This is a genomic window from Ochrobactrum sp. PL_is483, assembly GCF_055816855.1.
Genome location: NZ_JBVPGS010000040.1, coordinates 685,480 through 710,994 on the forward strand (window position 1 = coordinate 685,480; position 25,515 = coordinate 710,994).

Annotated in this window: 25 protein-coding genes; 16 read left to right on the forward strand and 9 right to left on the reverse strand. The window is 56.7% G+C overall.

Translation table 11 applies throughout. The annotated features are described in order from the left end of the window. Positions 1-4: 4 nt before the first annotated feature. The gene (locus AC0TNJ_RS21580) at positions 5-1,015 is read left to right on the forward strand and encodes an ABC transporter substrate-binding protein (RefSeq protein WP_473772338.1); all 1,011 of its coding nucleotides are present in this window, start codon (positions 5-7) and stop codon (positions 1,013-1,015) included. 26 nt (positions 1,016-1,041) lie between these two features. Further along, positions 1,042-1,692, forward strand: coding sequence for a TetR family transcriptional regulator C-terminal domain-containing protein (locus AC0TNJ_RS21585; RefSeq protein ID WP_122001935.1), 651 nt, complete (start codon positions 1,042-1,044; stop codon positions 1,690-1,692). Positions 1,693-1,712: 20 nt separating this feature from the next. On the opposite strand, the gene AC0TNJ_RS21590 is transcribed toward AC0TNJ_RS21585, so the two are convergent. After that, complete coding sequence (locus tag AC0TNJ_RS21590) at positions 1,713-2,492, reverse strand: MurR/RpiR family transcriptional regulator (protein WP_473772431.1); 780 nt, start codon at positions 2,490-2,492, stop codon at positions 1,713-1,715. A 192-nt stretch (positions 2,493-2,684) separates the two neighbouring features. Here AC0TNJ_RS21590 and AC0TNJ_RS21595 point away from each other — a divergent pair, with 192 nt between their 5' ends. From AC0TNJ_RS21595 to AC0TNJ_RS21635, 9 genes are all read left to right on the forward strand, one after another. Next, positions 2,685-3,479 (forward strand): N-formylglutamate amidohydrolase, encoded by a 795-nt coding sequence (locus AC0TNJ_RS21595; RefSeq protein ID WP_473772339.1) that lies wholly within the window; start codon positions 2,685-2,687, stop codon positions 3,477-3,479. Positions 3,480-3,490: 11 nt separating this feature from the next. Next, positions 3,491-4,042: a TRAP transporter small permease subunit gene (locus AC0TNJ_RS21600; protein ID WP_473772340.1), complete on the forward strand. Its 552-nt coding sequence runs from the start codon at positions 3,491-3,493 to the stop codon at positions 4,040-4,042. Beyond that, on the forward strand, positions 4,039-5,364 hold the full coding sequence (locus tag AC0TNJ_RS21605) for a TRAP transporter large permease (RefSeq protein ID WP_473772341.1): 1,326 nt from the start codon (positions 4,039-4,041) through the stop codon (positions 5,362-5,364). Before AC0TNJ_RS21600 ends, AC0TNJ_RS21605 begins: the two co-directional genes overlap by 4 nt. Before the next feature lie 100 nt (positions 5,365-5,464). Next, on the forward strand, positions 5,465-6,532 hold the full coding sequence (locus tag AC0TNJ_RS21610; RefSeq protein ID WP_473768376.1) for a TRAP transporter substrate-binding protein: 1,068 nt from the start codon (positions 5,465-5,467) through the stop codon (positions 6,530-6,532). Positions 6,533-6,594: 62 nt separating this feature from the next. Beyond that, entirely contained in the window at positions 6,595-7,965 is a 1,371-nt protein-coding gene (locus AC0TNJ_RS21615) for a glutamine synthetase family protein (protein WP_473772342.1), read from the forward strand. A 36-nt stretch (positions 7,966-8,001) separates the two neighbouring features. Then, positions 8,002-9,387, forward strand: a complete 1,386-nt coding sequence (locus AC0TNJ_RS21620; protein ID WP_473772343.1) for an aldehyde dehydrogenase family protein — start codon at positions 8,002-8,004, stop codon at positions 9,385-9,387. Positions 9,388-9,417: 30 nt separating this feature from the next. Further along, positions 9,418-10,590 carry an iron-containing alcohol dehydrogenase gene (locus AC0TNJ_RS21625; protein ID WP_473772344.1) on the forward strand — a complete coding sequence of 391 codons (1,173 nt, stop codon included), beginning with the start codon at positions 9,418-9,420 and terminating at the stop codon, positions 10,588-10,590. Between the two features lie 232 nt (positions 10,591-10,822). Next, positions 10,823-11,278, forward strand: a complete 456-nt coding sequence (locus AC0TNJ_RS21630; RefSeq protein WP_473772345.1) for a BA14K family protein — start codon at positions 10,823-10,825, stop codon at positions 11,276-11,278. A 313-nt stretch (positions 11,279-11,591) separates the two neighbouring features. Beyond that, positions 11,592-12,491 carry a DMT family transporter gene (locus tag AC0TNJ_RS21635; protein WP_473772346.1) on the forward strand — a complete coding sequence of 300 codons (900 nt, stop codon included), beginning with the start codon at positions 11,592-11,594 and terminating at the stop codon, positions 12,489-12,491. Between the two features lie 41 nt (positions 12,492-12,532). Here AC0TNJ_RS21635 and AC0TNJ_RS21640 read toward each other — a convergent pair whose 3' ends face one another. The 8 genes from AC0TNJ_RS21640 to AC0TNJ_RS21675 form a co-directional block, all read right to left on the reverse strand. After that, entirely contained in the window at positions 12,533-13,399 is an 867-nt protein-coding gene (locus AC0TNJ_RS21640; protein WP_006469146.1) for a glycine betaine ABC transporter substrate-binding protein, read from the reverse strand. 60 nt (positions 13,400-13,459) lie between these two features. Beyond that, positions 13,460-14,365 (reverse strand): ABC transporter permease, encoded by a 906-nt coding sequence (locus AC0TNJ_RS21645; RefSeq protein ID WP_473772347.1) that lies wholly within the window; start codon positions 14,363-14,365, stop codon positions 13,460-13,462. 81 nt (positions 14,366-14,446) lie between these two features. Beyond that, positions 14,447-15,631 (reverse strand): glycine betaine/L-proline ABC transporter ATP-binding protein ProV, encoded by a 1,185-nt coding sequence (proV, locus tag AC0TNJ_RS21650; RefSeq protein WP_473772348.1) that lies wholly within the window; start codon positions 15,629-15,631, stop codon positions 14,447-14,449. Between the two features lie 549 nt (positions 15,632-16,180). Continuing rightward, entirely contained in the window at positions 16,181-16,654 is a 474-nt protein-coding gene (locus AC0TNJ_RS21655; protein WP_473772349.1) for a hypothetical protein, read from the reverse strand. Positions 16,655-16,667: 13 nt separating this feature from the next. After that, a complete protein-coding gene (locus tag AC0TNJ_RS21660) occupies positions 16,668-17,732 on the reverse strand; it encodes a D-TA family PLP-dependent enzyme (protein ID WP_473772350.1) in 1,065 nt (354 codons plus the stop codon). A gap of 3 nt (positions 17,733-17,735) precedes the next feature. Then, complete coding sequence (locus AC0TNJ_RS21665; protein WP_473772351.1) at positions 17,736-18,617, reverse strand: MurR/RpiR family transcriptional regulator; 882 nt, start codon at positions 18,615-18,617, stop codon at positions 17,736-17,738. Positions 18,618-18,624: 7 nt separating this feature from the next. After that, complete coding sequence (locus AC0TNJ_RS21670) at positions 18,625-19,674, reverse strand: ABC transporter ATP-binding protein (RefSeq protein ID WP_473772352.1); 1,050 nt, start codon at positions 19,672-19,674, stop codon at positions 18,625-18,627. A 3-nt stretch (positions 19,675-19,677) separates the two neighbouring features. Beyond that, positions 19,678-20,451 (reverse strand): SDR family oxidoreductase, encoded by a 774-nt coding sequence (locus AC0TNJ_RS21675; protein ID WP_473772353.1) that lies wholly within the window; start codon positions 20,449-20,451, stop codon positions 19,678-19,680. 180 nt (positions 20,452-20,631) lie between these two features. On the opposite strand from AC0TNJ_RS21675, the gene AC0TNJ_RS21680 reads away from it, so the two are divergent. The 5 genes from AC0TNJ_RS21680 (at position 20,632) to AC0TNJ_RS21700 (ending at position 25,511) form a co-directional block, all read left to right on the forward strand. Further along, positions 20,632-21,867 (forward strand): ABC transporter substrate-binding protein, encoded by a 1,236-nt coding sequence (locus tag AC0TNJ_RS21680; RefSeq protein WP_473772354.1) that lies wholly within the window; start codon positions 20,632-20,634, stop codon positions 21,865-21,867. Between the two features lie 71 nt (positions 21,868-21,938). Continuing rightward, on the forward strand, positions 21,939-22,808 hold the full coding sequence (locus AC0TNJ_RS21685; RefSeq protein WP_473772355.1) for a carbohydrate ABC transporter permease: 870 nt from the start codon (positions 21,939-21,941) through the stop codon (positions 22,806-22,808). Continuing rightward, positions 22,805-23,632, forward strand: coding sequence for a carbohydrate ABC transporter permease (locus tag AC0TNJ_RS21690; RefSeq protein ID WP_122001955.1), 828 nt, complete (start codon positions 22,805-22,807; stop codon positions 23,630-23,632). Before AC0TNJ_RS21685 ends, AC0TNJ_RS21690 begins: the two co-directional genes overlap by 4 nt. A gap of 12 nt (positions 23,633-23,644) precedes the next feature. Then, complete coding sequence (locus AC0TNJ_RS21695) at positions 23,645-24,016, forward strand: RidA family protein (protein WP_122001956.1); 372 nt, start codon at positions 23,645-23,647, stop codon at positions 24,014-24,016. Between the two features lie 25 nt (positions 24,017-24,041). After that, complete coding sequence (locus AC0TNJ_RS21700; protein ID WP_473772356.1) at positions 24,042-25,511, forward strand: M81 family metallopeptidase; 1,470 nt, start codon at positions 24,042-24,044, stop codon at positions 25,509-25,511. The last annotated feature ends 4 nt before the right edge of the window (positions 25,512-25,515 follow it).

Below are 25,515 nucleotides of genomic sequence, written 5' to 3' on the forward strand. Positions count from 1 at the left end.
CAATATGAAAAAAAATCTGATTGCAGCGCTGGCGGCGCTTTCCATGGGCCTTTCCGCACAAATGGCCTATGCGCTCGACAAGGTGACGCTTGGCACCAACTGGCTGGCGCAAGCCGGTCACGGTGGCTTCTATCAGGCCGTTGCCGATGGCACCTATGAGAAATACGGGCTCGATGTGCAAATAGAAATGGGCGGACCGCAGGTCAACAATCGCCCGATGCTCGCCGCTGGCCGTCTCGACTTCCTGCTGGCGGGCAATCTCCTTCTTTCCTTCAACAATGTGGCCAATGGCGTGCCGACCACGGTTGTTGCCGGTTTCTACCAGAAAGACCCGCAGGCGTTGATGGTCCATGAAGGTGAATACAAGGACTTCAAGGATCTGACCAATGCCGAAACGATCCTGCTTTCGAAGGATGCGCAATTCTCATTCTGGCCGTGGCTGGTGAAGGAATTCGGCTTCAAGGAAGAACAGCTTCGCCCCTATGGCTACAGCCTGGCACAGTTCCTGAACGACAAGAAGGTGGTGCAGCAGGCCTATGCCACCGCGGAACCGCTCTACGCCGAAAAGGAAGGGGCAAAGGTTACGACCTATCTTCTGGCCGATTATGGCTACAGCACCTATGGCAACACCATCGAAACGCGTCAGGAGCTGATCGAGAAGAACCCCGATCTGGTGCAGCGCTTCGTCAGCGCTTCTGTTGAGGGCTGGACGAATTTCCTCTATGGCGACCACACCAAAGCTTATGAATTGATCCTGAAAGACAATCCGGACATGAGCAAGGAAACGCTGGATGCCGAGCTTGCCCGCATCAAGGAGTTGCAGCTCATCGACAGTGGCGACGCAGCCGAGAAAGGCATCGGCGCCATTGATATGAACCGCGTGAAGGCATTCTACGAACTCGCGCGCAAGGCAGGCATCGTCAGCGGTGACGAACTCGACATGAGCAAGGTCGCGACGGATGCCTTTGTGAACAAGGGCGTGGGCCTCGACATCAAGAAGAAGCTCGGCCAATAAGCCATCTCCAATCGCGGCAGGCACTAATGAACAACGACGAGAATGACAACACGGAGCCAACCGGACGAGACAAGGTTCTCGACCGCAGGCGGCGCATTCTCGGCGCAATCCGCGCCGCCGCGATTGATGAATTCGCTGAAAAGGGCCTTGCGGGGGCTTCCACGCAAGGCATTGCGCAACGGGCAGGCCTGACCAAGCCGCAATTGCACTACTATATTTCGAGCAAGGAAGAACTTTACGAGGACATCATCGTTTATATCCTCGACGAATGGGAAGAGATATTCCTCGGCGCCAATACCGAAAACGACCCTGCCAGGGTGATCCGTCAATATATCCGCGCCAAGCTCGAATATAGCCAAAAGAACCCCAAGGCTTCGCGCCTTTTCACTACCGAAATTGCCAATGGTGCGCCCTATCTCGGGCGCCACTGGGCCAAGCATCAGTCTGCGACCCAGAATGCCGTCCGCCTCATCCAGTCCTGGGTGGATGACGGTCGTATCAAGCCCGTCGATCCGCTACTGTTCCAGATGCATATATGGGCAGTCACCCAGCATTATGCCGACTTCGAAGCGCAGGTTCGCAGCATGATGAAACTCGACAAGGACGAACCGCTCGACCTTGAACGGATCGAGAAGGAAGTCTCAACGCTGTTTCTGCGGGCCTGCGGGCTGGAATAAGGCGCGGACTGAAATCCCTTTCAGCGCAGCTCTTCAAGTTCGGCAATGCGGTCGGCGCTGTCCTTTTCCAGCATTCGGGTCATTTCGCGAATGACCGTTTCTGCCAAAATAAAAAGTGCAGCCGATGAATCCCACGCGGACGGCACGGCTGTGCGCCCTGCCAGAACATGACGGGCCACGCGCGCTATCGGCGAAAGCCACTGGTCGGTAACAAGAACGACCTCCACGCCTCTGGCCCGTGCCTTCTCGGCCAGTTTCAAAAGACTGTCCTGATAACGGCGAATATCGAAAACCACCAGAACATCGCGCTTTCCCATATCAAGAAGACGATCGCGCCAGACGCTCTCCTGCCCGCCAAGATGAAAGACATGCGGACGAATGACAGTCATATGCGCCGCCATATATTGCGCAATGGGATCGGTGAAGCGCCCGCCAATCAGATAGACATTGCCCTTTGCTTCACTCAAAGCTGACACGGCTTGCCGCAACTGCCTTTCGCCGAGATGCCGGAAACTCTCGCGGATATTTTCCAGCGTATGCTCCACCGCCGGATAGGCCGCGTCCGGCCCGCCGCCGGGCAGTTCATTGCGATGGTGCGGCGATTGTAATTGCGCCGCGAGTTCGTTCTGCAATCGCGCCTGGAAATCAGGATAGTTCAGGAACCCGAGCCTGTTTACGAAGCGCAGGATCGTCGGGGAGCTGACACCAGCCAGGGCGGAAAATTCCGCAACGGTTTTCAAACCCAGCATCGGATAATTGGCGATCAATGTCTGGGCCGCACTTCGCTCGCCCGCTGGCATCGTATCAATCCGCTCATTGATCAGTTCCGCAACGCTCGCATGCACAGGCACAATACTTTCCGTTCCCGAACGCCCTTTTTGAACTTGGGCGAAATTGTGTTTGACAAATAATCATAGGACGTATCAAATAATCCGCAATAGCGCATAATCTGAAAAAACGTAACATAAGTTACAGCGCGGGGAACAAACAGAATGACGGACGAGCGAGAATATCGCACGGTTTCGTGCGAGCCTGTTTCTGTCTTCAACAAGGACGGGGAAAGCCCCTATCTCTTTGTCTGCGAACACGCATCCAATTTCATTCCCGAGACTTTCCAGGGGCTCGGCCTTGATGCGGAAGCCTTGCACGCGCATATCGCGTGGGACCCCGGCGCTGTGGAAGTCGCAAGACATCTCGCTACTTCCCTCGACGCACCTCTTGTCGAAAGCCAGCTTTCTCGACTGCTGATCGATTGCAATCGTCCACTCGATGCTCCCGACCTCATTCCGGAAATCAGCGAGACGACCGTGGTTCCCGGAAATCACGCTCTCAGTTCCATGGAACGTCTGGCGCGCATCGATCTTTCACACCGTCCATTCCACACCGCTGTCGAACAGGTCATGGCGGAGCGTGCGCAACGCGGACTGCCATCCTGGATCGTGACGATCCATTCCTTTACCCCCGTTTATCGCGATGTGCCCCGGCCCTGGCAGATCGGCATCATCCACGATGAAGACGACCGGATTGGCAAGCCACTGATCGCTGCCCTGCGCAAAGACGAGACCCTGCATGTGGGCGTGAACGAACCCTATTCGCCCGCGGACCGCGTCTACTACACGCTGGAGCGGCACGCACGTCCGCGCAATGTGCCCTGCGTGATGATCGAGATCCGCAACAACGAAATCGCCAATAGCCGGACACAGACACTCTGGGCCGAAAGGCTTGCAGGAATATTGAAGGAAATTGCGAAAGCAATTGGTCCGCATAACACGGAACAGAAAGCCTGAGGGAGCCGGAAATGCCGAAGCCAATCAGACTGTTCGTCAAATATGTTGATGCGCTGAATTACTATATCGGGCGCTTCGCGATGTATCTTCTATTCGTGCTGGGCGCCTGCCTTCTCTATTCCACCTTTTCGCGCGTGGTGCTGGGCATCCCGGTGAACTGGGTGCTGGAAATGTCCCAGTTTTTGCTTTCCGCCTATTACCTGCTCGGCGGCGCTTATGCCATGCAGCAAGGCGCGCATGTGCGCATGGACCTGTTCTTCGACCGTCTCCCGCCCCGCAGGAAAATGATCACCGATATGATCACCATCCTGTTCATCATCTTCTATCTTGGCGTGATGGTTGCGGGTGGAATTTCATCGACCAATTACGCCATCGTTTACAAGCAGACGAACTATACTGCCTGGGCACCACTTCTCTGGCCAATCAAGCTCATCATGACGGTCGGCATTTTCCTGCTGCTGCTCCAATGCGTCTCCAATTTCTTCAAGGACTGGGCCTCCCTGCGTGGAAAGCCGATCAGCACCATTGCGGGTCCTGCCATTGAGGAAGGGCATCACATATGAGCTCGGAATTCATTACGCTCTTCATGTTCGCAACCATGATGGTGCTGCTCATGACCGGGCAGCGCGTCTTCGGCGTGATCGGGTTTGTGGGCTCTCTCGCAGCACTGCTGCTCTGGGGCAAGGGCTCGTTCGAGATGCCGTATAATGCCACCTTTGCGGTGTTGAACTGGTATCCACTTATCACCGTGCCGTTCTTCGTGTTCATGGGCTACATGCTCTCGGAATCGGGCATTGCCAGCAATCTTTATCGCATGTTCCATGTCTGGTTCGGCGGCATTCGCGGCGGTCTGGCTCTGGGGACAATTGGCCTGATGGTCATCATTTCCTGCATGAACGGCCTCAGCGTCGCAGGCATGGCCATCGGCGCAACCGTGGCGATGCCGGAGCTTCTCAAGCGCCGCTACAACAAAGTCATGGTCACAGGCGTCATTCAGGCAGGCAGTTCGCTCGGCATCCTGATCCCGCCCAGCGTCGTGCTGGTGCTTTATGCGATGATTGCCCGGCAGCCGGTTTTGCAGTTGTGGCTCGCAGGCATCGGACCCGGCCTTCTCATGGCCGCGCTCTTCGCGATCTATATCTATATTCGCTGCCGCATCCAACCCGAACTGGGCCCGACACTGCCCCAGGAGGAACTGGATAAAATCACATGGCGCGATCGGTTCGTCACCTTGCGTGCCGGCATATTGCCGCTCGTGGTTTTCGGCGCGATGATGGGCCTGTTCCTCACCGGCGTTACCAGCCTTGTCGAAAGCTCTGCCGTCGGCGCGCTTCTTGCAAGCCTGGCCGCGCTTTTCACCGGACGCCTCAACAAGACCGTTTGGGAAACCACGACACGCAACAGTCTCACCGTCACCTGCATGTTCCTCTGGATTATTCTGGCGGCGCTCTGTTTCTCGTCGGTCTATGACGGTCTCGGCGCAGTGAAAGCCATCGAGAGCGTGTTGCTCAACACCTTCGATCTGTCACCATGGACCATCCTGGTATTGATGCTGTTTTCTTTCATCATACTGGGCATGTTTCTTGACGATACAGCGATGCTGGTGATCGTGGCGCCACTCTATATACCGCTGGTCAAGAGCCTCGGCTTCAACGCTATCTGGTTCGGCGTCCTCTACACCATCACCTGCCAGATCGCATATATCACGCCGCCTTTCGGATACAATCTCTTCATGATGCGGGCCTTGGCACCGAAGGAAGTCACGCTGATAGACATCTATCGCTCAATCGTGCCGTTCTTCTTCCTCATGGTGCTGACGATCATCATCCTGATGATCTTTCCGCAGATCGCGATGTGGCTGCCGAATTGGTACAGCGGACGGTGACGACACGCACGGGAGAATGCGCATAAGCCGGTGATAAGAGCCCAAAGGGCCGGACCGGAATAATTAAAGGGTGAACTCAAACAAGAGTGGGAGAATGGGCATGAGTGAGAACAGCAAGCTTAACAAACGCGATTTTCTCAAGAAAGCCGGGCTGACAACCGTAGGTGCCTTGGGTGCCAGCACACTTGCAACGCCTTATGTGCGGGCGCAAAGCCCGATCAAATGGCGGCTTCAGACCTATGCGGGTCCGGCGCTGGCCGAGCACGTCATCAAGCCGTCAATCGAAGCGTTCAACAAAGCCGCGAATGGCGAAATGGTGATCGAGCTCTACACCGCAGACCAGCTTGTCCCGCAGGGCGAGCTGTTTCGAGCCGTTCAGTCCGGTACAATCGACGCCGCGCAAAGCGACGACGACTCCATGGCCTCGCCCGTCGACGTCGCGGTGTTCGGAGCTTATTTCCCCTTCGCATCACGCTACAGCCTCGATGTGCCCGCCCTGTTCAACTGGTACGGGCTCAATGAAATCTGGGAAGAAGCATATAAGGAAATTCCGGGGGTAACCTGGCTTAGCGCCGGTTCCTGGGACCCGTGCAATTTTGCGACAACCAAGCCGATCCGCAGCCTGCAGGACTTGCAAGGACTGCGCGTCTTCACCTTCCCGACCGGGGGGCGCTTCCTGACCAAATTCGGCGTCGTTCCGGTGACTTTGCCATGGGAAGATATCGAAGTCGCGATCCAGACCGGCGAGCTGGACGGCGTGTGCTGGTCCGGCGCGACGGAGGTATATACGGTCGGCTGGGCCGACATCAACAAATACTACCTCACCAATAATATCAGCGGTGCATGGGCCGGGTCCTATTTTGCCAATACGGAAAAGTGGAATGCCGTGCCGGATCATCTCAAGCAGCTGTTCCGGCTGGCAATGGATAGTTCGCATTACTATCGCCAGCACTGGTACTGGTGGGGCGAAGCGCATTACCGCACAACGGGTGGCAAGCTGGAACTCACCAGCATTCCTGAAGCTGAATGGAAGCAGGTGGAAGATGCAGCCATGCAGTTCTGGGACGAAATCGCCGCCAAGAGCGCACGAAATGCGAAGGTGGTCGAAATACTCAAGAAATATCAGAAGACCATGCGCGATGCGGGCGCGCCCTATCGTTATGCCTGAAATTTTGGACGCGGCGCAGTGCGCCGCGTCCATCACTTTTTTCCGTTCTGGAGCGAGCATAAATGGCCGGACAATTGACTTTCGATGCATTGAAACAAGCTGTTGCAAATGACGAAATCGACACCGTTCTCGCATGTTTTGTGGACATGCAGGGACGCCTGATCGGCAAACGCTTCTACGGTCAGTTTTTCGTGGAATCCGGTTACGACGAGACCCATGGTTGCAACTATCTCCTTGCCGACGATATCGATATGGAGCCGGTCCCGGGCTATGAAGCGGCCGGATGGGATAAGGGCTATGGTGATTTTGTCATCAAGCCGGATCTTTCGACCTTGCGCGTCGCCACATGGCTGGAAAAGACCGCCATCGTACTTTGCGACGTGCTCGATCATCATGACCATCAGGATCTGGCGCATTCTCCGCGCGCCATCCTCAAGAAGCAGCTCGCCCGCCTGCACGAGCGCGGCTATCGCGCCTACTTCGCGTCCGAACTTGAATTCTATCTTTTCGATGAGACCTACAAGACCGCCCGTGCCAAGCATTGGCAGGATATGGAAACGGCCTCCCCTTACGTGCAGGATTATGTGATCCACCTGACCACCAAGGAAGAACCGGTTCTGCGTGCGATGCGCAACCAGCTTGCAGCGGCTGGCATTCCGGTCGAAAACTCCAAGGGCGAATGGGGTCCGGGGCAGGAAGAGCTGAATGTGCGCTACGCCGAAGCTCTCGAAATGGCGGATCGCCATGTCATCATGAAAAACGCGATGAAGGAAATTGCCGAGGCGCACGGCAAATGCATCACCTTCATGGCCAAGTATGATTACAGCAAGGCCGGAAGTTCGAGCCACGTACATAATTCCATCTGGAGTGCCGACGGCAAGGACCCGCTCTTTTTCGATCCGAAAGCGCCTTACACCATGACGCCGCTAATGCGTTCATGGGTGGCCGGGCAGCTCAAATATGCCACCGACTATACCTATTTCCTGGCGCCCTACATCAACTCCTACAAGCGTTTTCAGGCTGGCACCTTCGCGCCGACAAAAATCATGTGGAGCCAGGATAATCGCACCGCAGGTTTCCGTCTCTGCGGCGAAGGCACGAAAGGCATCCGCATTGAGTGTCGCATCGGCGGTGCCGATCTCAATCCGTATCTGGCCTTTGCAGCGCTTATCGCAGCCGGCCTGAAAGGAATAGACGAGCAGCTGGAACTCGAAGAACCCTTCGTGGGCGATGCCTATAGCGCCGTGAAACTCAAGGAAATTCCCTATACACTGCGTGAAGCCGCCCAGGCCCTCAAGAACTCCGTGTTTCTCAAGGAGGCGCTCGGGGAGGCAGTGGTCAACCACTATGTCCACACCGCTCATTGGGAGCAGATCGAGTACGACCGGCGCGTGACTGACTGGGAACTGCACCGCGGTTTCGAGCGCTATTGACCCTGAGATAATGCCAGACTTCAAAGGAAACCAAAGATGAGCGGCACAGCCAAAATCATCTCCCCGATAGACGGTTCTGTTTATGCCGAGCGTCCTTTCTTGGACGGGGCCGCAATCGCCTCGGCGGTGGCAGCTGCCCGCGATGCGCAGGCCGGATGGGCTCAACTGAGCATCGCGGAACGCGCACGTTATTGCCGGGCCGCACTCGACGCCCTTGCCGAAATGCAGGACGAAATCGTTCCTGAAATCGCATGGCAGATGGGTCGCCCCACGCGCTATGGCGGCGAAAACGGCGGCGTTCAGGAGCGCGGCCAGTATATGATCGACATCGCCGAGGAGTCGCTCAAGGCCTATGTCCCAGCGCAGAAGGATGGCTTCCGCCGCTATGTGAAACATGTTCCGCTCGGCGTGGTGATGGTGATCGCGCCGTGGAACTATCCCTATCTTACCGCCGTCAACACGATCATCCCGGCATTGATGGCCGGGAATAGCGTGATCCTCAAACATGCGACGCAAACGCTACTGGCCGGTGAACGCTTTGCAAAAGCGTTCGAAAAGGCCGGGCTGCCCAAAGGGGTTTTCCAGAATGTAGTGCTCGACCATGCATCGACGGAAAAGCTGCTCGCCTCCGGCACGATTGACCACGTGAATTTCACCGGCTCAGTCGGCGGTGGTCGAGCAATTGAAAAGGCTGCCGCAGGCACCTTCATGACGCTGGGGCTGGAACTGGGCGGCAAGGACCCGGCCTATGTCCTGCCCGACGCCAATCTGGATCATGCCATCGCAAATCTGGTGGACGGCGCGTTTTTCAATTCGGGCCAGTGCTGCTGCGGGATCGAGCGCATCTATGTGCATGAAGCTGTCTATGACCGCTTTGTCGATGGTTTCATAAACCTGACCAAGCAATATGTCGTCGGCAATCCGCTGGATGCGGGAACCACCCTTGGCCCCATGGCGCAGGCGCGTTTCGCCGATCTCATCCGCGAACAGAAAGCGGAGGCCCTGCGCAAAGGGGCAAAGGCACATGTGAATATGAGCGTCGCGAATGACCGCGCAGGTTCTCCCTATGTCGCGCCGGAAGTGCTTACCAATGTCGACCACCAGATGAGCGTCATGCGTGAGGAAAGTTTCGGCCCCATCGTCGGCATCATGAAAGTGCGCAATGATGAGGAAGCCCTCGCGCTCATGAATGACAGCATTTACGGCCTGACGGCTTCATTGTGGACGACCGACACAGACCGCGCCGCCGCTCTCGGCGACCGCATCGAAACAGGCACAGTTTTCATGAACCGCTGCGATTATCTCGATCCTGCACTTGTCTGGACTGGCGTGAAGGACACCGGCAAAGGTGCTGCCCTCTCGGCCATCGGCTACGGCAATCTCACGCGACCGAAATCCTTCCATCTGCGTGAAAAAATCTGACCGCCCATCATAATACGGAAAGCAATCGACATGACCACTTTGACCGCGAAATGGAATTTCCCGACCACCGTGCTTTTCGGGCCGGGGCGCATCCGGGAGCTTCCAGCCGTCCTGAAATCCGCAGGCATTGAGCGCCCGCTTTTCGTCACCGATCCGGGTTTGGCGAAGCTTCCCGTAGTGGCGTCCACCCTTGCTATTCTGGACGAAGCTGGCGTGAAATACGGAGTATTTTCCGATGTGAAACCGAACCCAGTTGAAAGCAATCTTTATGCGGGCGTCGAGGTCTTCAAAAGCGGCAAGCATGACGGTGTCATCGCCTTTGGCGGCGGTTCGGCATTGGACCTTGGCAAGCTGATTGCCTTTCAGGCTGGACAGACCCGGCCCGTCTGGGATTTTGAAGATATTGGCGACTGGTGGACCCGCGCTGACAGCAATGCCATTGCGCCGATCATTGCGGTGCCGACGACGGCAGGCACCGGTTCTGAAGTTGGCCGCGCAGGTGTTCTGACCAATGAAACCACCCACACCAAGAAGGTGATTTTCCACCCGAAGATGCTGCCGGTGACGGTCATTGCCGACCCGGAACTTTCGACCGGAATGCCGCCCTTCATCACGGCTGGGACAGGCATGGATGCGCTGGCGCACTGCCTTGAGGCCTATTGCGCGCCGGGCTTTCACCCAATGGCAGACGGCATCGCGGTTGAGGGCATCCGTCTCGTTTTTGAAAACCTTCCGAAGGCTTATGCTGATGGCAAGAATGTCGAAGCCCGTGCCAACATGATGGCGGCTGCGGCCATGGGCGCAACCGCCTTCCAGAAAGGGCTCGGTGCAATCCATTCGCTGTCACACCCGATTGGCGCCCTCTATGACACCCATCATGGCATGACCAACGCGGTCTTCATGCCCTATGTCCTGCTTCAGAACCGGGCGGCTATCGAAAAGCGTATCGAACGACTTGCCGATTATCTCGGCATCAAGGGTGGATTTGACGGATTTCTGGCCGCTGTCATGAAATTGCGCAGCGGCCTCGGTGTCCCCAATACACTGCCTGAATTCATCAAGGGCCTTGAAATGGACGACGCCCGGAAAGACCTGATAGCCGAAATGGCCATCGTCGATCCGACCGCGGGCGGCAACCCGATTGAGCTGACAAAAGAACGCGCGCTGAAGTTGCTAAATGCCGCGCTCGAAGGTAAGGTCTGATGCGCTGAATTCGGGCTGACAAAGGCCACAAGGGGTCAGCATCGCACCACCTATGGCGGGGGGCGATGCATTGGGGAGCGGGTTCTTGGGGAGGAGCCCGCTCCTCTTCATTTTCTGCGTTTTTGATAAGCCTGAAACTCCGTCCCACACCCATATAAAATTGGGAACAATTCTATATTTCAATCGTTTACCCTCGTCATTCCATTACGGAGGCCAACACGGAGGGTTGCACGTGAACATCTTCAAACAGACTTGTGTCGGGGCATTGGCCCTCATTTTCGGAGCGACATCGGTTGCACCGACAATGGCCGCACCTATGAACCTGGAACGTCCAGTCATCGACCAGACTATCGAACAGGTACGCGATCATCGCCGCCCACCGCGTCATTATCGTGGCCATCGCCCCAACCGACCCGGATACTGGCATGGTCATCGCGGTTATCGGCATTATCGCCACGGCTATCGTCGCCATAGCGACGGCTGGTGGTATCCGCTGGCCGCATTCGGTGCTGGCGCCATCATTGGCGGCGCAATAAGCCAGCCCCGCCCCGTATATCGCGCACCCAGGCTCTCCAGTGCACATGTGCAGTGGTGCTATAACCGCTACAAGTCCTATCGCTCATCGGACAACACGTTCCAGCCCAATAATGGGCCGCGCAAACAGTGCTACTCACCCTATTATCGCTGATGATCGGGAAGCGCCCTCCGGGGCGCTTTTTCATTCACGTTGCACCACGCCGAACAACGACAGAATGAATTTTTAAGTTTCATCCATATGCAGGAGCTAGACGTCTCCCCAAAACAGGAATAAGCAAGCTCGCGTCATATCAATGTCGCGGGCAAGATTTTCCAAACTTTCATCTTTCCGCGATACGAAAAATAACACTCAGAACAGATCGCTGGAAGAAAAGTACTGATTTCTCCGCGATCGGTTCAGTCCGAAGCCAGATCTCGCATTGCGCGATCAAAAGCGGCATGTCGGCATAACACCGGGCTTGAAAATGTCGCATACCACCGCCGCAAACCCTGCACCTTCCAACGCACAGCGCTGGGCAATGACTGCCCTTATTGTCGGCGGCATAGCCATTGGCAGTTCGCCGATCTTTGTTCGGCTTTCCGAGGTTGGCCCGCTCGCAACCGGCTTCTGGCGTCTTGCACTGGCGGTTTTACCGCTTTTGCTCATGGATGGCCGCGAGCGACGCGATGAAAAAGATGCCGCTCCGCTCACCCCGTCCGATTGTTTGCGTCTCGCCCTGCCCGGCCTGTTTATCGCTTTCGATCTGGGCGCGTGGCATTTGTCGCTGCACATGACATCCGTTGCCAATGCAACGCTGCTTGCCAATATGGCACCGATTTTCGTGACGCTCGGCGCATGGCTGCTTTTCAAGTCGCGCGTGAGCACCTCCTTCATGATCGGACTTGCCGTCGCGACCCTCGGTGTCGTGGTGCTGAAAGGTGGACCGGGTGAGCTTCTCGAGTCCCAATCTTCCGGCGATGCGATGGCGCTTCTGGCCGCGGTCTTCTATGCCGGTTACATCCTTTCGGTGGGCCGCCTGCGCAGCCGCTTTTCCACCATGCGCATCATGCTGTGGAGCAGCGCGATTGCCGCGGTGTTTTCACTGCCGGTCGCTTATTTCATGGAAGGTCAGATTCTGCCCGCCACGCTCTATGGCTGGCTGATCCTTGCCGGGTTAGCCTGGGTGACCCATGCCGCAGGTCAAAGCATGATCGCTTATGCGCTTGCCTATCTTCCTGCGTCGTTCTCGTCACTCACCCTGCTTCTGCAACCCGTCGTCGCGGCGTTTCTTGCCTGGACGCTCCTGTCCGAACCCATCGGCATGCTGCAGGCTTTCGGGGGGATTATCGTGATCTCCGGTATCCTGATTGCTCGAAGAGGATAGAATGCGAAAAGCCCCGGTTTCCCGGGGCTTTTGCTTGGGCTTTATTCCGCCAGCCACTCCTTGATGCGATCAGGATGGTCCGCGATATATTTGTCGACGGCCTTTTCATAGGATGTTTCCTGCGCATCGAACATCGCAGCCTCAAGCTCGCTGATCGGAAGGCTCATCTTGGTGAGCAGCGACGCAACTTTCGGGTTCTCTTCCTTGAAGCCCTTGCGTGCGATAGCGTCGATATGTTCAGCACCACCAAGTGCGCCTTCAGGATCGGCAATGTAGCGCAGCTTGTACTTGCCGAACATCCAGTGCGGGCTCCACGAAGTCGCCACGAACCAGCCGTCGGAACGCGTGGCGCGGTCGACCGTGGTCAGCATGGCCGCTTCACTCGAAATATTGAGCTTGTAGTCCAGCCCATATTTCTTGATCGCTTCCTGCGACAGGCGGGTAAGACCGGCACCCGGATCAATGCCCTGGATTTCGCCTTTCAGCTTTTCGCGAACTTCGGGCTTTTTCAGGTCCTCGATGGAGCTGATCTCGCTTTCGGGAATGTATGCCGGAACGATCCAGCCAAGCTTCGCACCTTCATAGAGCGGGCCGAGATTTTCGACCTTGCCCTCGATGCGCTTGTAGTAGTCAGCGTGGGTTTCCGGCAGCCAGGCCATCATCATGGCATCAATATCGCCACGGCTCACGCCCTGATAGAGTGGGGCCACGTCCGTCTGAACCAGCTCGACCTTCTGGCCGAGATTGTCTTCGATCAGCTTCTTGGCAAGTTTTGTGACGAACTCAGCATCCGACCATGGTGCCCAGCCTATTTTAACCGGCTTGCTGTCCTGCGCAAATGCTGCGCCCATGGTCATCGTTCCCGCCACAACTGCCGCCAGACCGAATTTGGTTAGTTTGCCTAACATAGCTTCTCCTTTTCGATTGGTATCAGTTCCCGTTGTTATTCTTGGTTATTTTTGCCTGTTTCATGCTTCCTGCTTGCGAAAGGACGAGGCGGACTGAGTGTCCGCCGCCTTCCTTAGAGATGCGAGCCGCTTGAAAAATCCGGCCCCGCCCTTGCCGAAGCTCTGGGTAATGCGGTCGAGAATGACTGCCAGAATGACCACGGCAAGGCCGCCCTCGAAGCCGAGGCCCACATTGAGGCGCTGAATACCGGTCAGAACCGTATTGCCGAGACCGCCGGCGCCGATCATCGATGCAATGACCACCATCGAAAGCGACAGCATGATCGTCTGATTGATACCGGCCATGATCGAGGGCATAGCGTTCGGGAGCTGTACCTTGAACAGAAGCTGCCGCGACGTGCAGCCGAAGGCGAGACCCGCTTCAACAAACTCCGAATGCACCTGCCGGATGCCGAGATTGGTCAGACGCACGACTGGCGGCATCGCGAAGATCACCGTCGCAATCGTCCCGGGCACGGCACCAAGACCGAAAAACATTGCAGCCGGAATGAGATAAACGAAAGCAGGCATCGTCTGCATGAGGTCGAGGACTGGGCGCACGGCCGAAGCGACTGTGTCGCTGCGAGCCATCGCGATACCAAGCGGAATGCCGATTACGACAGCGATAACTGTCGAGGCGAGCACCAGAGAAAGACTTTCCATCGTGCCTATCCACAAATCCATGTGGATGATGAGGCCCAGCGCGAGAGCCGTGAAAATCGCAAATTTCCACCCCACGCGCCACAGCGATAGCAATGTTAAAACTGCAACCCCGCCGCTCGGCGGCACAGCGAGCAGAGCATTTTGAATACTGTCGGTAACAAAACCGATAGTGGCTGCGATCATATCGAGCGCGGGCGTAAAGTGGTCGAGAATGTAGTTGACCACAACATCCGCCCAGCCGCCGACACTGAAATTCAAATCCATGTTTTACCGTCCATTTCCGTATTTCTTCTGGATTGGACCCATTCTGCCCCTATCAGGCAAAAGTCCGTTGGCGTGCAGGTATCAACCCGCGCGGCCAAGCGTTTCGAGCAATGCCGATTTACTGATGGCACCGACATAGCGGTTCTGGCGGTCCGTAACCGGGACCGGCCAGGGGCTTTCCGCCACCTGCGTCAACAATCCGGAAAGCGGCGCTTCCGCCTCAATGGCAGAGACGCCTTCCAGCTCGTTCCCGCCTTGCGCTACAGCACCCTTTGCCAGCGCATCACGGCTAACCATTCCGCGATAGGTACGGTCAGCATCGATCAGCACACCGAATGTCTTCCCGCTCGTATCGAACCGTTCAAGCGCTGTTGCCAGCTGTTCGGGTTCGAACACGATGAGCTCGTCCTCGCGCGCCACATCAGCGGCTTTGAATACCCGGGACACATCCACATTGCGGAAGAAGGAACGGACATAATCGTTGGCCGGTGCGGACACGATTTCGTTCGGCGTTCCAACCTGCACCACCTTGCCGTGTTGCATGATGCAGATACGGTCGCCGATGCGCATGGCTTCATCCAGATCGTGGCTGACGAAAATGATTGTCCGGCTGTGCTCCGCCTGAAGACGCTTCAGCTCGTCCTGCATTTCGGTGCGGATCAGCGGATCGAGTGCAGAAAAAGCCTCGTCCATCAGAAGAATGGTCGGTTCGCTGGCCAGCGCCCGCGCCAGTCCGACGCGTTGTTTCATACCGCCGGAAAGCTGGTCCGGCATGCTATGGGCGTATGGTTCCAGTCCGACCGCTGCGAGCGCCTTCAGTGCTTTCTGGTGGCGTTCAACCTCGCCCATTCCGGCCACTTCAAGGCCGAAAGACGCATTGTTGAGAACCGAACGATTGGGCAGCAGCGCGAAGGATTGAAATACCATGCTCATGTCGCGGCGACGAAGATCGATCAACTCGCGCTTGGTCATTTTGACGACATCGCGGCCATCCACTTCGATGGAGCCGGCAGTCGGTTCGATCAGGCGATTGAGCAGACGCAGAAGCGTGGATTTGCCCGAGCCGGAGAGGCCCATAATAACGAATACTTCGCCTTCATAGATATCGAAGGTCGCATTATCGACGCCGATTGTTGCGCCGAATTCGCTGTGAATCTGGGTTTTTGATTTACCTGCGCGCAACTCCTGCATTGCACGCTCCGGATCATCGCCGAAGACTTTAAAAATGCCTTTCAAGCTTATTTTAGTCTTAGCCGGCGACTTCATACTTTCTTCCTTGTATAAAATACCATGCATTAAGTTTAACCCCGCTGTGCTGGCGGACTTAATCTCCTTTTTAACATTGATAGAACTTCATTCCAGCGCAAAATGCTCGCACTCAATCTGCGTTCCGCGAACGGCCCACATGGAATGATTATCGATAGATTGCCTGATTCTATATAGGTCATTTCCCGACATGTCCACCCACAGCCGTGAATTCATCTGAATGATCCGTCCGGCAACCGTCCCCTTGAATGTTTTTTTGAAGGGTTGCACAACGAATTTTGAGGACTGTTCGACACCGCTCAAAGCAGGAGGTGATCAACCAGCTTGAAGGCAATAGTAGTCATCTTCCAGTCAATTACCGGAACGGCCTGCGACAAATATGCCATCAGCTGCGACATCATCCGAATTAGTATAATTCGGGAGAAAAAAGACTATAATTGCAGAAAAATAGTGTGATTATACTGTAATCTGGAACCATTTAGTCTATACATAAAAACGGCACAGATCGGGCGATCCGCGCCGTGATAGACAGTCCGTGTGGCCGATCTTTCAGCGATACGCCATATATCCAACAAAGCCGGTGATCTTCCAGCGCGCTCCCTCGCGGCGGCAGAAATAGAGCGTCTGCCAGTTGAGGCGGTCGACGGAGCCGTCCTTTCTTGCAATCGTTCCATCGAATTTTTTTCGCGCCACCGCGACGTCGCCTGTAATATCGATCACGCTCAAATCGGTCGCACGGAATATCCCTTCGGCCAAAGATTCGGCATATTCAACCGCCGCACTTTCTGCCGCCTGACGCAGCCATTCATCGCGATAGCTTGCGAGCGTCGGAAATCCTGCATCCCATTTGTCGGGATCGCGATCATTATGCGCGTGAATGCCGAGGAAGCGTAGCTCGTCGAAATCATCGGCCACCAGCGACCAGTCCTGCGATACGAAAGCCTCGATATCGCGTCGCACGAGCATTTCCCATATCTGCTCGCGATCCTTGTCGCCTGCAAACGGATTGACCGCACCCTTCATGCTATCCTCCTGATTATCTTAACTTTCCACGCGCGGCGACCGGCAAGATATCAATGACGTTATCGCCCGAAACAAGATGAACCTCGTCAAAGAGGTTGGAAACGACGCAGACATGGTCAGGGATAATTCGCACCCGCTCGCCGACTTTCAGACCGGCAACATCGCCGGTCAGCTTGCCGTGCTCCTCACTCAATCCAGCCACACGTATATCCGGGTGACCCATCACTTCACCAAAATCGCTCAGGCCCAGCGTATCGCTGGATAGCGCCTTGGAACCGGCATCGATGATTGCACGTTCAGAAGTCGGGTGACTCACTACCGTCGAAAGCACCGTCAAGGCGCAGTCATCCACTATCGCCGCCCCCTGTGCGACCTGATAACGGTCGAAATAGATATAGGTGCCGGGACGATATTCGGTGACGACACTATCGCCAGCATTGCGCCACATATCGGGCGTTCCACCGCTTGAAATCGTCTCACAGGAAAGGCCATTCGCCTCAAGCAGCTCCCGTGCCGAGTAGAGCCATTGTTCGGCTTCCTCCGGCTTTCCTGCTGCGGGATAGGTCATCAAGCCACCGAAATGCAGCCCCGCGCTCCGGTCGATAATGCGCGCCAGCTCCAGCGCTTCGGCCGGTGTCTGCACGCCACAGCGCCCCATGCCGGTGTCGCATTCGACAAGCACCTTCAGCGGGTGCTTTTCATCGGTGAAACGCGCCGCAAGCCCTGCAAGTGAGGTTGGATTATCAACCGTCACCGACAGGGTGATGCGTTGATGCAATGCATGAAGACGGTCGAGCTTTTCCCGCCCCAGAATATTGTAGGGCAGGAAAATATCCGTCAGCCCTGCGTCGGCCATGACTTCCGCTTCACCCAGTTTCTGGCAGGTAATGCCCACGGAGCCCGCTTCCACCTGCATTTTCGCGAACATGGGCAGTTTATGAGTCTTGATATGCGGGCGCAGTTTCACTCCCACCGCATTTGCATGGGCCTGCGCTTTGGCGATATTCGCTTTCACCCGGTCAATGTCGATGAGGATCGCAGGCGTATCCACGTCGTGAATGGTTTTCGGTCCTGTCATGAATCAATCTCCCAGCGGCAGGCGCGGATCATCTATTGTGAGCGTATTGAGGCTGTGCTTGATGCGGCGCAGGCTTTCCAGCACCTTCGGTCCACGCGCTTCCGCCGTGGCGGTGGCCAGCATATCGAGAATGGCGAGCAGTGCGAAGCGCGACGATGTCGGCTTGTAGATATTGCCGTCTTCATTGGCCTGATAGGGAATGAGCACGTCTGTTGCCTTGGCGAGATCGGAACCGGCAGGCGTGATTGCTACCGTCTGCGCTCCATATTGCCTTGCGACAAGCACGGCCTCCACCACCGACCGGGCGAAGCCGGAGACGGAGAAAGAGATCACAGTCGCCTCATGCGTGGTGACAGCGGCATACATGCGCTGCAACTGCCCATCCACCTGCGCACTGACAGGAATACCAAGCCGAAACAAACGGTTCTGCATTTCCGTTGCCAGCATGGACGAGATGCCGCCCGAGCCGAGACACAGCACCGGGCCACCCGCGGCGAGCCGTTCGGCCACCTTCATCAGCACGCCCATATCGATTCCGTCGCTTGCGCGTTGGATGGCGGAAACCGCCGCATCGGTCACAGCGGTCGCAATGCGGCTTTCACGCACATCGCGTGCGGGAATTTCAGCCGTCAGATATTGACCTCCGATAGCCAGCGCCTGCGCCAGAAAAAACTTGAAATCGCGAACGCCATCACAGCCAAGCGCCCGGCAAAAACGCGTTACCGTGGGTTCGCTGACACCGGCTCTGGCCGCAATTTCCGAGATTGCCGCCTTGGAAGCGTAATCAGGATCGGCCAGCACGAGCGCAGCCAGCCGCCGGTCGGATTTCGATCCGTCCTGCGCCACCACATGCAGCCGCGTGATGATGTCTGCAACCTTGCTCATGGGGAGTTCAAAGCGGGAGACCGCTATCCTTGTCGAAAAGATGTATGTGTTCGCTCTTCGCAGTTACAGGCACTTGCTCACCGGGCGCAAGATGTATGCGCTCGCGAAACACAGCTCGTATGGGCTGTCCTGCAATCCGGCCATAAATATGGGTTTCCGGCCCCGTCGGCTCGATGACTTCCACGGTGAGCGTCAGCCCCTTGCCGTCCCGCGCGACCGTAAAATTTTCCGGGCGAATGCCAGCTTCCGCTTGTGCATTGAACGCTCCGGCGGCAACGGCAATCTCCTCGCCCTCGCCGGTACGGAATACTCCTCCCAACACAGTGCCCGGAATGAAACTCATCGATGGCGAGCCGATAAAGCCCGCAACAAACTTGTTGGCCGGGCGGTCATAAAGTTCCAGCGGCGCGCCGATCTGCTGGATCTTGCCCTGGTTCATAACCACGATCCGGTCGGCCATTGTCATGGCCTCGATCTGGTCATGGGTGACGTAGATCACCGTCGATTTCAGGCGTTGATGGAGCGCCTTGATCTCGGTGCGCATCTGGACGCGCAACTGAGCATCGAGATTGGAAAGCGGCTCGTCGAACAAGAACACCGATGGTTCGCGAACAATGGCGCGCCCCATGGCCACGCGCTGGCGCTGCCCGCCGGAAAGCTGGCGCGGATAGCGATCCAGATAGGAATGAAGGTTCAGGATGGAAGCCGCCTTGTCCACCTTTGCCGCAGTTTCCTCCGATTTCTCGCCGCGAATGCGCGGACCGAAACCAATATTTTCACGCGCCGTCATATGCGGAAACAACGCGTAGGATTGAAACACCATCGCGATATTGCGCTTTTGCGGCGGTAACTCGTTGGCCCGCTCCCCACCGATCAGTAGATCGCCGCCGGAAATGGGCTCAAGCCCTGCCACCATTCGCAGAAGCGTGGATTTTCCGCAGCCGGAAGGACCGACGAGTACAAGGAATTCCCCGCTTTGAATATCGAGGTCAACATGGTCGAGGACCGTCAATTGCCCGAAGGTCTTGGTAATGCCGCGCAGCGAAACCTCTTTCATCGGTCAGTTTCCTCCGAGAATATCTTCGATGAAAGGACGGCAGCCTGCAGTCAGCCCCGCATCCACTGGAAGGATCGCGCCAGTGATCCCCGATGCGCGGTTGGAGGCCACAAAGGCTACTGTTTCCGCCACCTCACTTGTGTCAACGATACGCCCCAAAGGATAGAAACGCTGCAAGCGATCCAGAACGCTCTTATCCTGCGCGATACGATGGTCCCATGCAGGCGTCCGTATTGACCCCGGACAGACGACATTGGCACGCACGCCCTTCCTGCCGAACTCAACCGCAATAGCCCGCGCAAAAGCGTTGATCCCGGCCTTGGCGGCCGCATAGGCCGGATTTCCGAAATGCAAAAGCCCATTGACCGACGAAATGAACACAAAAACACCGTGTCCCCGCGTCGCCATGGCCTGTGCCATGACATTTGAAAATCCGGCAACCGCTGTCAGATTGAGGTCGATCTCGGTGTTGATATTGCCCTGATCCAGCCCGTCAAAAGTTTCGGCGCGGGTCCAGCCTGCATTGTTGATGACGATATCGGGCAGGCCCGATTCCACTATGATCCGCTTTGCTGCCGGTTCCAGCCCGTCACGGTCGAGCAGATCGAAGGCATGACGCGCATGAAAACCATCGCCCGTCATCGCTTCCAGTGACGTATCGCAACCGATCACCCGGGCGCCGCGCTCCGAAAACAACTTGACCAGCGCGCTTCCCACACCGCCGCCCGCGCCGGTAATCAATACAGATTTCCCGGCAAATTCACCTGCTTGCTCCACACCATTCCCCTTTTATGCGGCAGTTTTCTGCACTGTTTAGTTTCGCCAGCGTAAAAGTCAAAATGTAAGTTTGCAACAAAACTTTTAACTTGAAAGTACCAATAAAGGCGATAATGTAGGAAAATAACAATAATAGATCGTCATCGCAACATCGCGATGGCTCAACACGGGAACGGGAAGATGTCTATCAACAAATGGAAGGCTGGCCTTTTGGCTGGGCTGAGCATTCTGGCGCTATCATCGGGCGCACAGGCTGGCGAAGTACGCATGACCGTCGCGGAGTACAGCTCCAAGACCGGCCCATATTTCGAAGAGGTCAAGAAGGCGTTTGAAGCTGCCAATCCCGGCATCACGCTCAATTTCGAGGTCGTGCCGTGGGACGTGCTTCTACAGAAGCTGACCACCGACATTTCAGCAGGCACCAATGCGGACCTTTCCATCATCGGTACGCGCTGGCTGATCGATTTCGTGCAGCAGGGCATCGCCGAACCGCTCGACGGTTACATGAATGATGAGTTCAAGGGTCGCTTCATCGAGACTTTCCTGTCGCCCTCCGTCCTTGAGGGAAAGACCTATGGCCTGCCCATCGCGGCCTCGGCCCGCGCCATGTATTACAACAAGGATTTGCTCGCCAAGGCAGGTGTCGAAAACCCGCCAGCAACCTGGGACGAACTGAAAGCAGCAGCCTCCAAGATCAAGGCGCTTGGCGGTGAGAAGTACGGTTTCGGCCTGCAAGGCAAGGAAATCGAGACCGATGTCTATTATTACTATGCCATGTGGTCCTATGGGACCGAAATTCTCAACAAGGATGGCACATCGGGTCTCAGCACACCCGGCGCACTTGAAGCTGCCAAACTTTACAAGTCGCTGATCGATGACGGCCTGACCCAGCCCGGCGTCACGTCCTATGCGCGCGAGGACGTGCAGAACCTGTTCAAGCAGGGCAAGGTTGGGATGATGATTACCGCGCCTTTCCTGTCGAACCAGATCAAGGAAGAAGCGCCGAACCTCAAATATGGTGTTGCGGCCATTCCCGCCGGACCGACGGGCGCGCGCGGCACCTATGGCGTGACCGATTCCGTCATCATGTTCCAGAACTCCAAGAACAAGGAGGAAGCCTGGAAGGTGCTCGACTTCCTGTTCCAGACAGAATGGCGCGCCAAGTTCACGCAGGGCGAAGGCTTTCTGCCAGTCAACAAAGAAGAGGCGAAGATGGATTATTACGTCAATAATGCCGATCTTGCCGCCTTCACCGCGCTTCTGCCGGATGCCCGCTTTGCGCCGATTATTCCGGGTTGGGAAGAAATTGCCGACATCACGTCCAACGCCATGCAGAGCATTTATCTCGGCAAGGGCGAACCTGATGCCGTGCTGAAGGATGCCGCCGCCAAGGCCGACGCGATCCTGAAGAAGTAACGCTCCCCGCCTGCCCGGCAGTGCTCCCTCGCTCTGCCGGGCTTTTTTCTTTTCCGGGACATTGATTGCCGATGCAAAGCCGCACCCTGCCCTATCTCCTGATCCTGCCCAGCCTGCTGCTGGCTGCGGTGGTGATCTTCTGGCCCGTGGTGCATCTCGTTGAAATTGCCAGCCATGATGTCAACCGCTTCGGGCAGCTTCGCGATTTCAACGACGGCGCAAATTTCACTGCCCTTTTCGCAACGCCCGACTTCCTCAATGCGGTCTGGCGCACCGCCATCTGGACCGTGGCAGTGGTCGGCGGGGCGCTCATAGTTTCCATTCCGGTCGCCATCATTCTCAACATGGATTTCTATGGGCGGTCGGTGGCCCGCGTCGTCGTCATGCTGCCCTGGGCCGTTTCGCTCACCATGACGGCCATTGTCTGGCGCTGGGCGCTCAACGGCGAAAGCGGAATGCTCAATTCCGCACTGCGCAATCTCGGCCTTATCGACAGCAACATTCAATGGCTGGCGAGTGCAGCGACCGCCTTTCCCATGCAGATATTGGTCGGCATTCTGGTGACTGTGCCGTTCACGACCACGATCTTTCTCGGCGGGCTTTCATCCATCCCGGACGATCTCTACGAAGCCTCGTCGCTGGAAGGCGCCAGCCTGTGGCAGCAGTTTCGGGAAATCACCTTTCCGCTGCTCAAGCCCTTCGTGAACATCGCCATCGTACTGAATACTATCTACGTCTTTAATTCATTCCCCATCATCTGGGTCATGACCCAAGGCGGGCCTGCCAACTCCACCGACATTCTGGTGACGCATCTCTACAAGCTCGCTTTCCGCCTCGGAAAGCTTGGGGAGGCATCCGCCGTATCGCTCATCATGCTGGCGATCCTCCTCGTCTTCACGGCAATCTATATTCGCCTTGCAATGCGGGGAGAACGCGCATGACGGGTTCAAAGCTGAAACGCACGATCATTGCCTGGGCAGTTCTGTCACCGCTTATCGTGCTGACGCTGTTTCCCTTTGCGGTGATGTTCCTCACCGCCGTCAAACCACCACAGGAAGTGCTGTCGCCGCACTGGTGGCCGAGCAGCTTCCGCTGGCAGAATTTTTCGGAAATGTGGGTGCAGACGGGTTTCGGGCAAGCGCTTCTGAACTCGCTTTATGTCTCCGTCATCGCTTCTGTCGGCGCAATCGTGGTTTCCATTCCTGCCGCCTATGCCATGTCGCGTTTTCGCTTTGCGGGTCATGGCGCATTCCGGCAATTCCTGCTCGTCTCGCAGATGATTTCGCCTATTGTTCTGGTGCTGGGCCTGTTCCGGTTGCTCGCCGCTTACGGGCTGATCGAAAGTGTGTCGGCGGTCGGTGCGGTTTATATGGCCTTCAATATCGCCTTCACCGTCTGGATGCTGCAAAGCTATTTCGACACCATACCGCGCGATCTGGAAGAGGCGTCGTGGATGGAAGGTGCCGGACGCGGCAAGACACTGATAAAAGTGTTCCTGCCGCTTTGCCTGCCCGCCATTGCTGTCACGGCCATCTTCACCTTCATCAATGCCTGGAACGAATTCGTCGTGGCGCTGACCATGCTGCGCAGGCAGGATAGCTACACCCTGCCCATTCAGGTCTTCTCGCTGGTGGCCGGACGCTACACCGTTGAATGGCATTATGTCATGGCGGCGACCTTCCTTGCCACGCTGCCGGTCGCCATCCTTTTCATCTGGCTCCAGCGCTATCTCATCAAGGGACTGGCCCTTGGAGCCGTCAAATAACCGGAGAAAATCATGTCCAGAAAACAGGTCTTCGGCGCATCGCATGTGCCTCTTTCCCCCGCCGTTCGCGCAGGCGACACAGTCTATGTTTCTGGACAGGTGCCAGTCGGAGCAAACGGTCAGATTGTTGAAGGCGGCATTGAAGCCCAAACGAAACAGGTACTCGAAAACGTCAAGGCCGCACTCGCGCTTGCAGGTGCGACAATGGAAGACGTCGTTAAAACCACTATCTGGCTGGAAGATGCCCGGGACTTCGGGCGCATGAATGCCGTTTACGCCACATATTTCCCGAAAGAGCCGCCAGCGCGCACCACGGTCGAATCCCGCCTGATGATCGACATCAAGATCGAAGTCGAAGCCATCGCCTACGCACCGCAGAAATAAACACGCCCCGCCCAGAGCCATTTCCATGCGCATCTTCACCGCATCGCTTGCAACAGAAACCAACACGTTCTCGCCGGTCCCGACCGACAGGGCCTCGTTTGAAATGGCTTTCTATGCCGCGCCGGGCAAGCATCCGGAAACGCCGACGCTTTGCTCTTCTCCCATCGTGGCATTGCGCAAGCGTGCAGCGGCGGAAGGATTGACCGTCATCGAAGGCACGGCCACCTGGGCGGAACCCGGCGGACTGCTGCAACGGCAGGCGTTCGAGGCATTGCGCGATGAAATCCTCGATCAGCTCACGGCCGCGATGCCCGTTGACGCCGTCGTCCTTGGCCTGCACGGCGCCATGGTCGCACAGGGTTATGACGACTGCGAGGGCGATCTGCTGGAGCGCGTGCGTGCTATTGTCGGGCCGGATATTCTCGTTGCCAGCGAGTTCGACCCGCATAGCCACCTGACCCCAAAGCGGGTCGAAAACCTCAATATTTTCGCATCGTTCCTCGAATTTCCTCACACGGATTTTTACGAACGCGGCGAGCATGTGGTCGATCTTGCGCTCAATGCCCTGAAAGGCCACATCAAGCCCGTCATCTCCACCTTCGACTGTCATATGATCGGCGTATATCCGACAAGCAAGGAGCCAATGCGCTCTTTCGTCGACCGTATAAAGGCGATGCAGGGCAAGGATGGCATCCTGTCGATTTCAGTCATTCATGGCTTCATGGCTGCCGATGTGCCGGAAATGGGAACCCGCATTCTCGTTGTCACCGACAATGATCCGGCCAAGGGCGAGGCGCTTGCGGAAAAACTCGGGCGCGAATTGATCGCCATGCGCGAACAAACCTCAATGGCCATGTTCGACACCGATCAGGGTATCGACCGGGCGCTGGCCGCCCATGCAGCCAATCCCGCGAAACCTGCGGTAATCGCCGATGTGTGGGACAATCCCGGCGGCGGGGTAGCCGGCGACGGAACCCATCTCCTTCGCCGCCTGATTGAACGCGGCATCGACAATATTGGCATCGCCACCATCTGGGACCCCATCGCAGTGACATTCTGCCATGCGGCGGGCGAAGGCGCGGTGATCGATCTGCGTTTCGGCGGAAAATCCGGACCGCTTGGCGGCGAACCTATCGATGCGCGTGTAACCGTCATGAAGACCCTTGCCGAAGGCTGGCAGAGTTTCGGACCAAGCCGCGTGACGCTTGGACCTTCGGCGGTTGTGCGCATCGAAGGCACCGGGATCGACATCATTCTCAACACCAACCGGACGCAGACATTCGAGCCGGATATCTTTTCAAATATCGGTATCGACCCGATGGAGAAGGACATACTGGTGGTCAAATCCACCAACCATTTCCACGCGGGCTTCGCGCCGATTGCTGCTGAAATTATCTATGTCGCGGCACCGAGCTCCTATCCGAGCAATCCGCGCACGACCAATTACCGCCAGCTCAGCCGTGCCATCTGGCCGCGTGTCGAAAACCCGTGGTAAACAA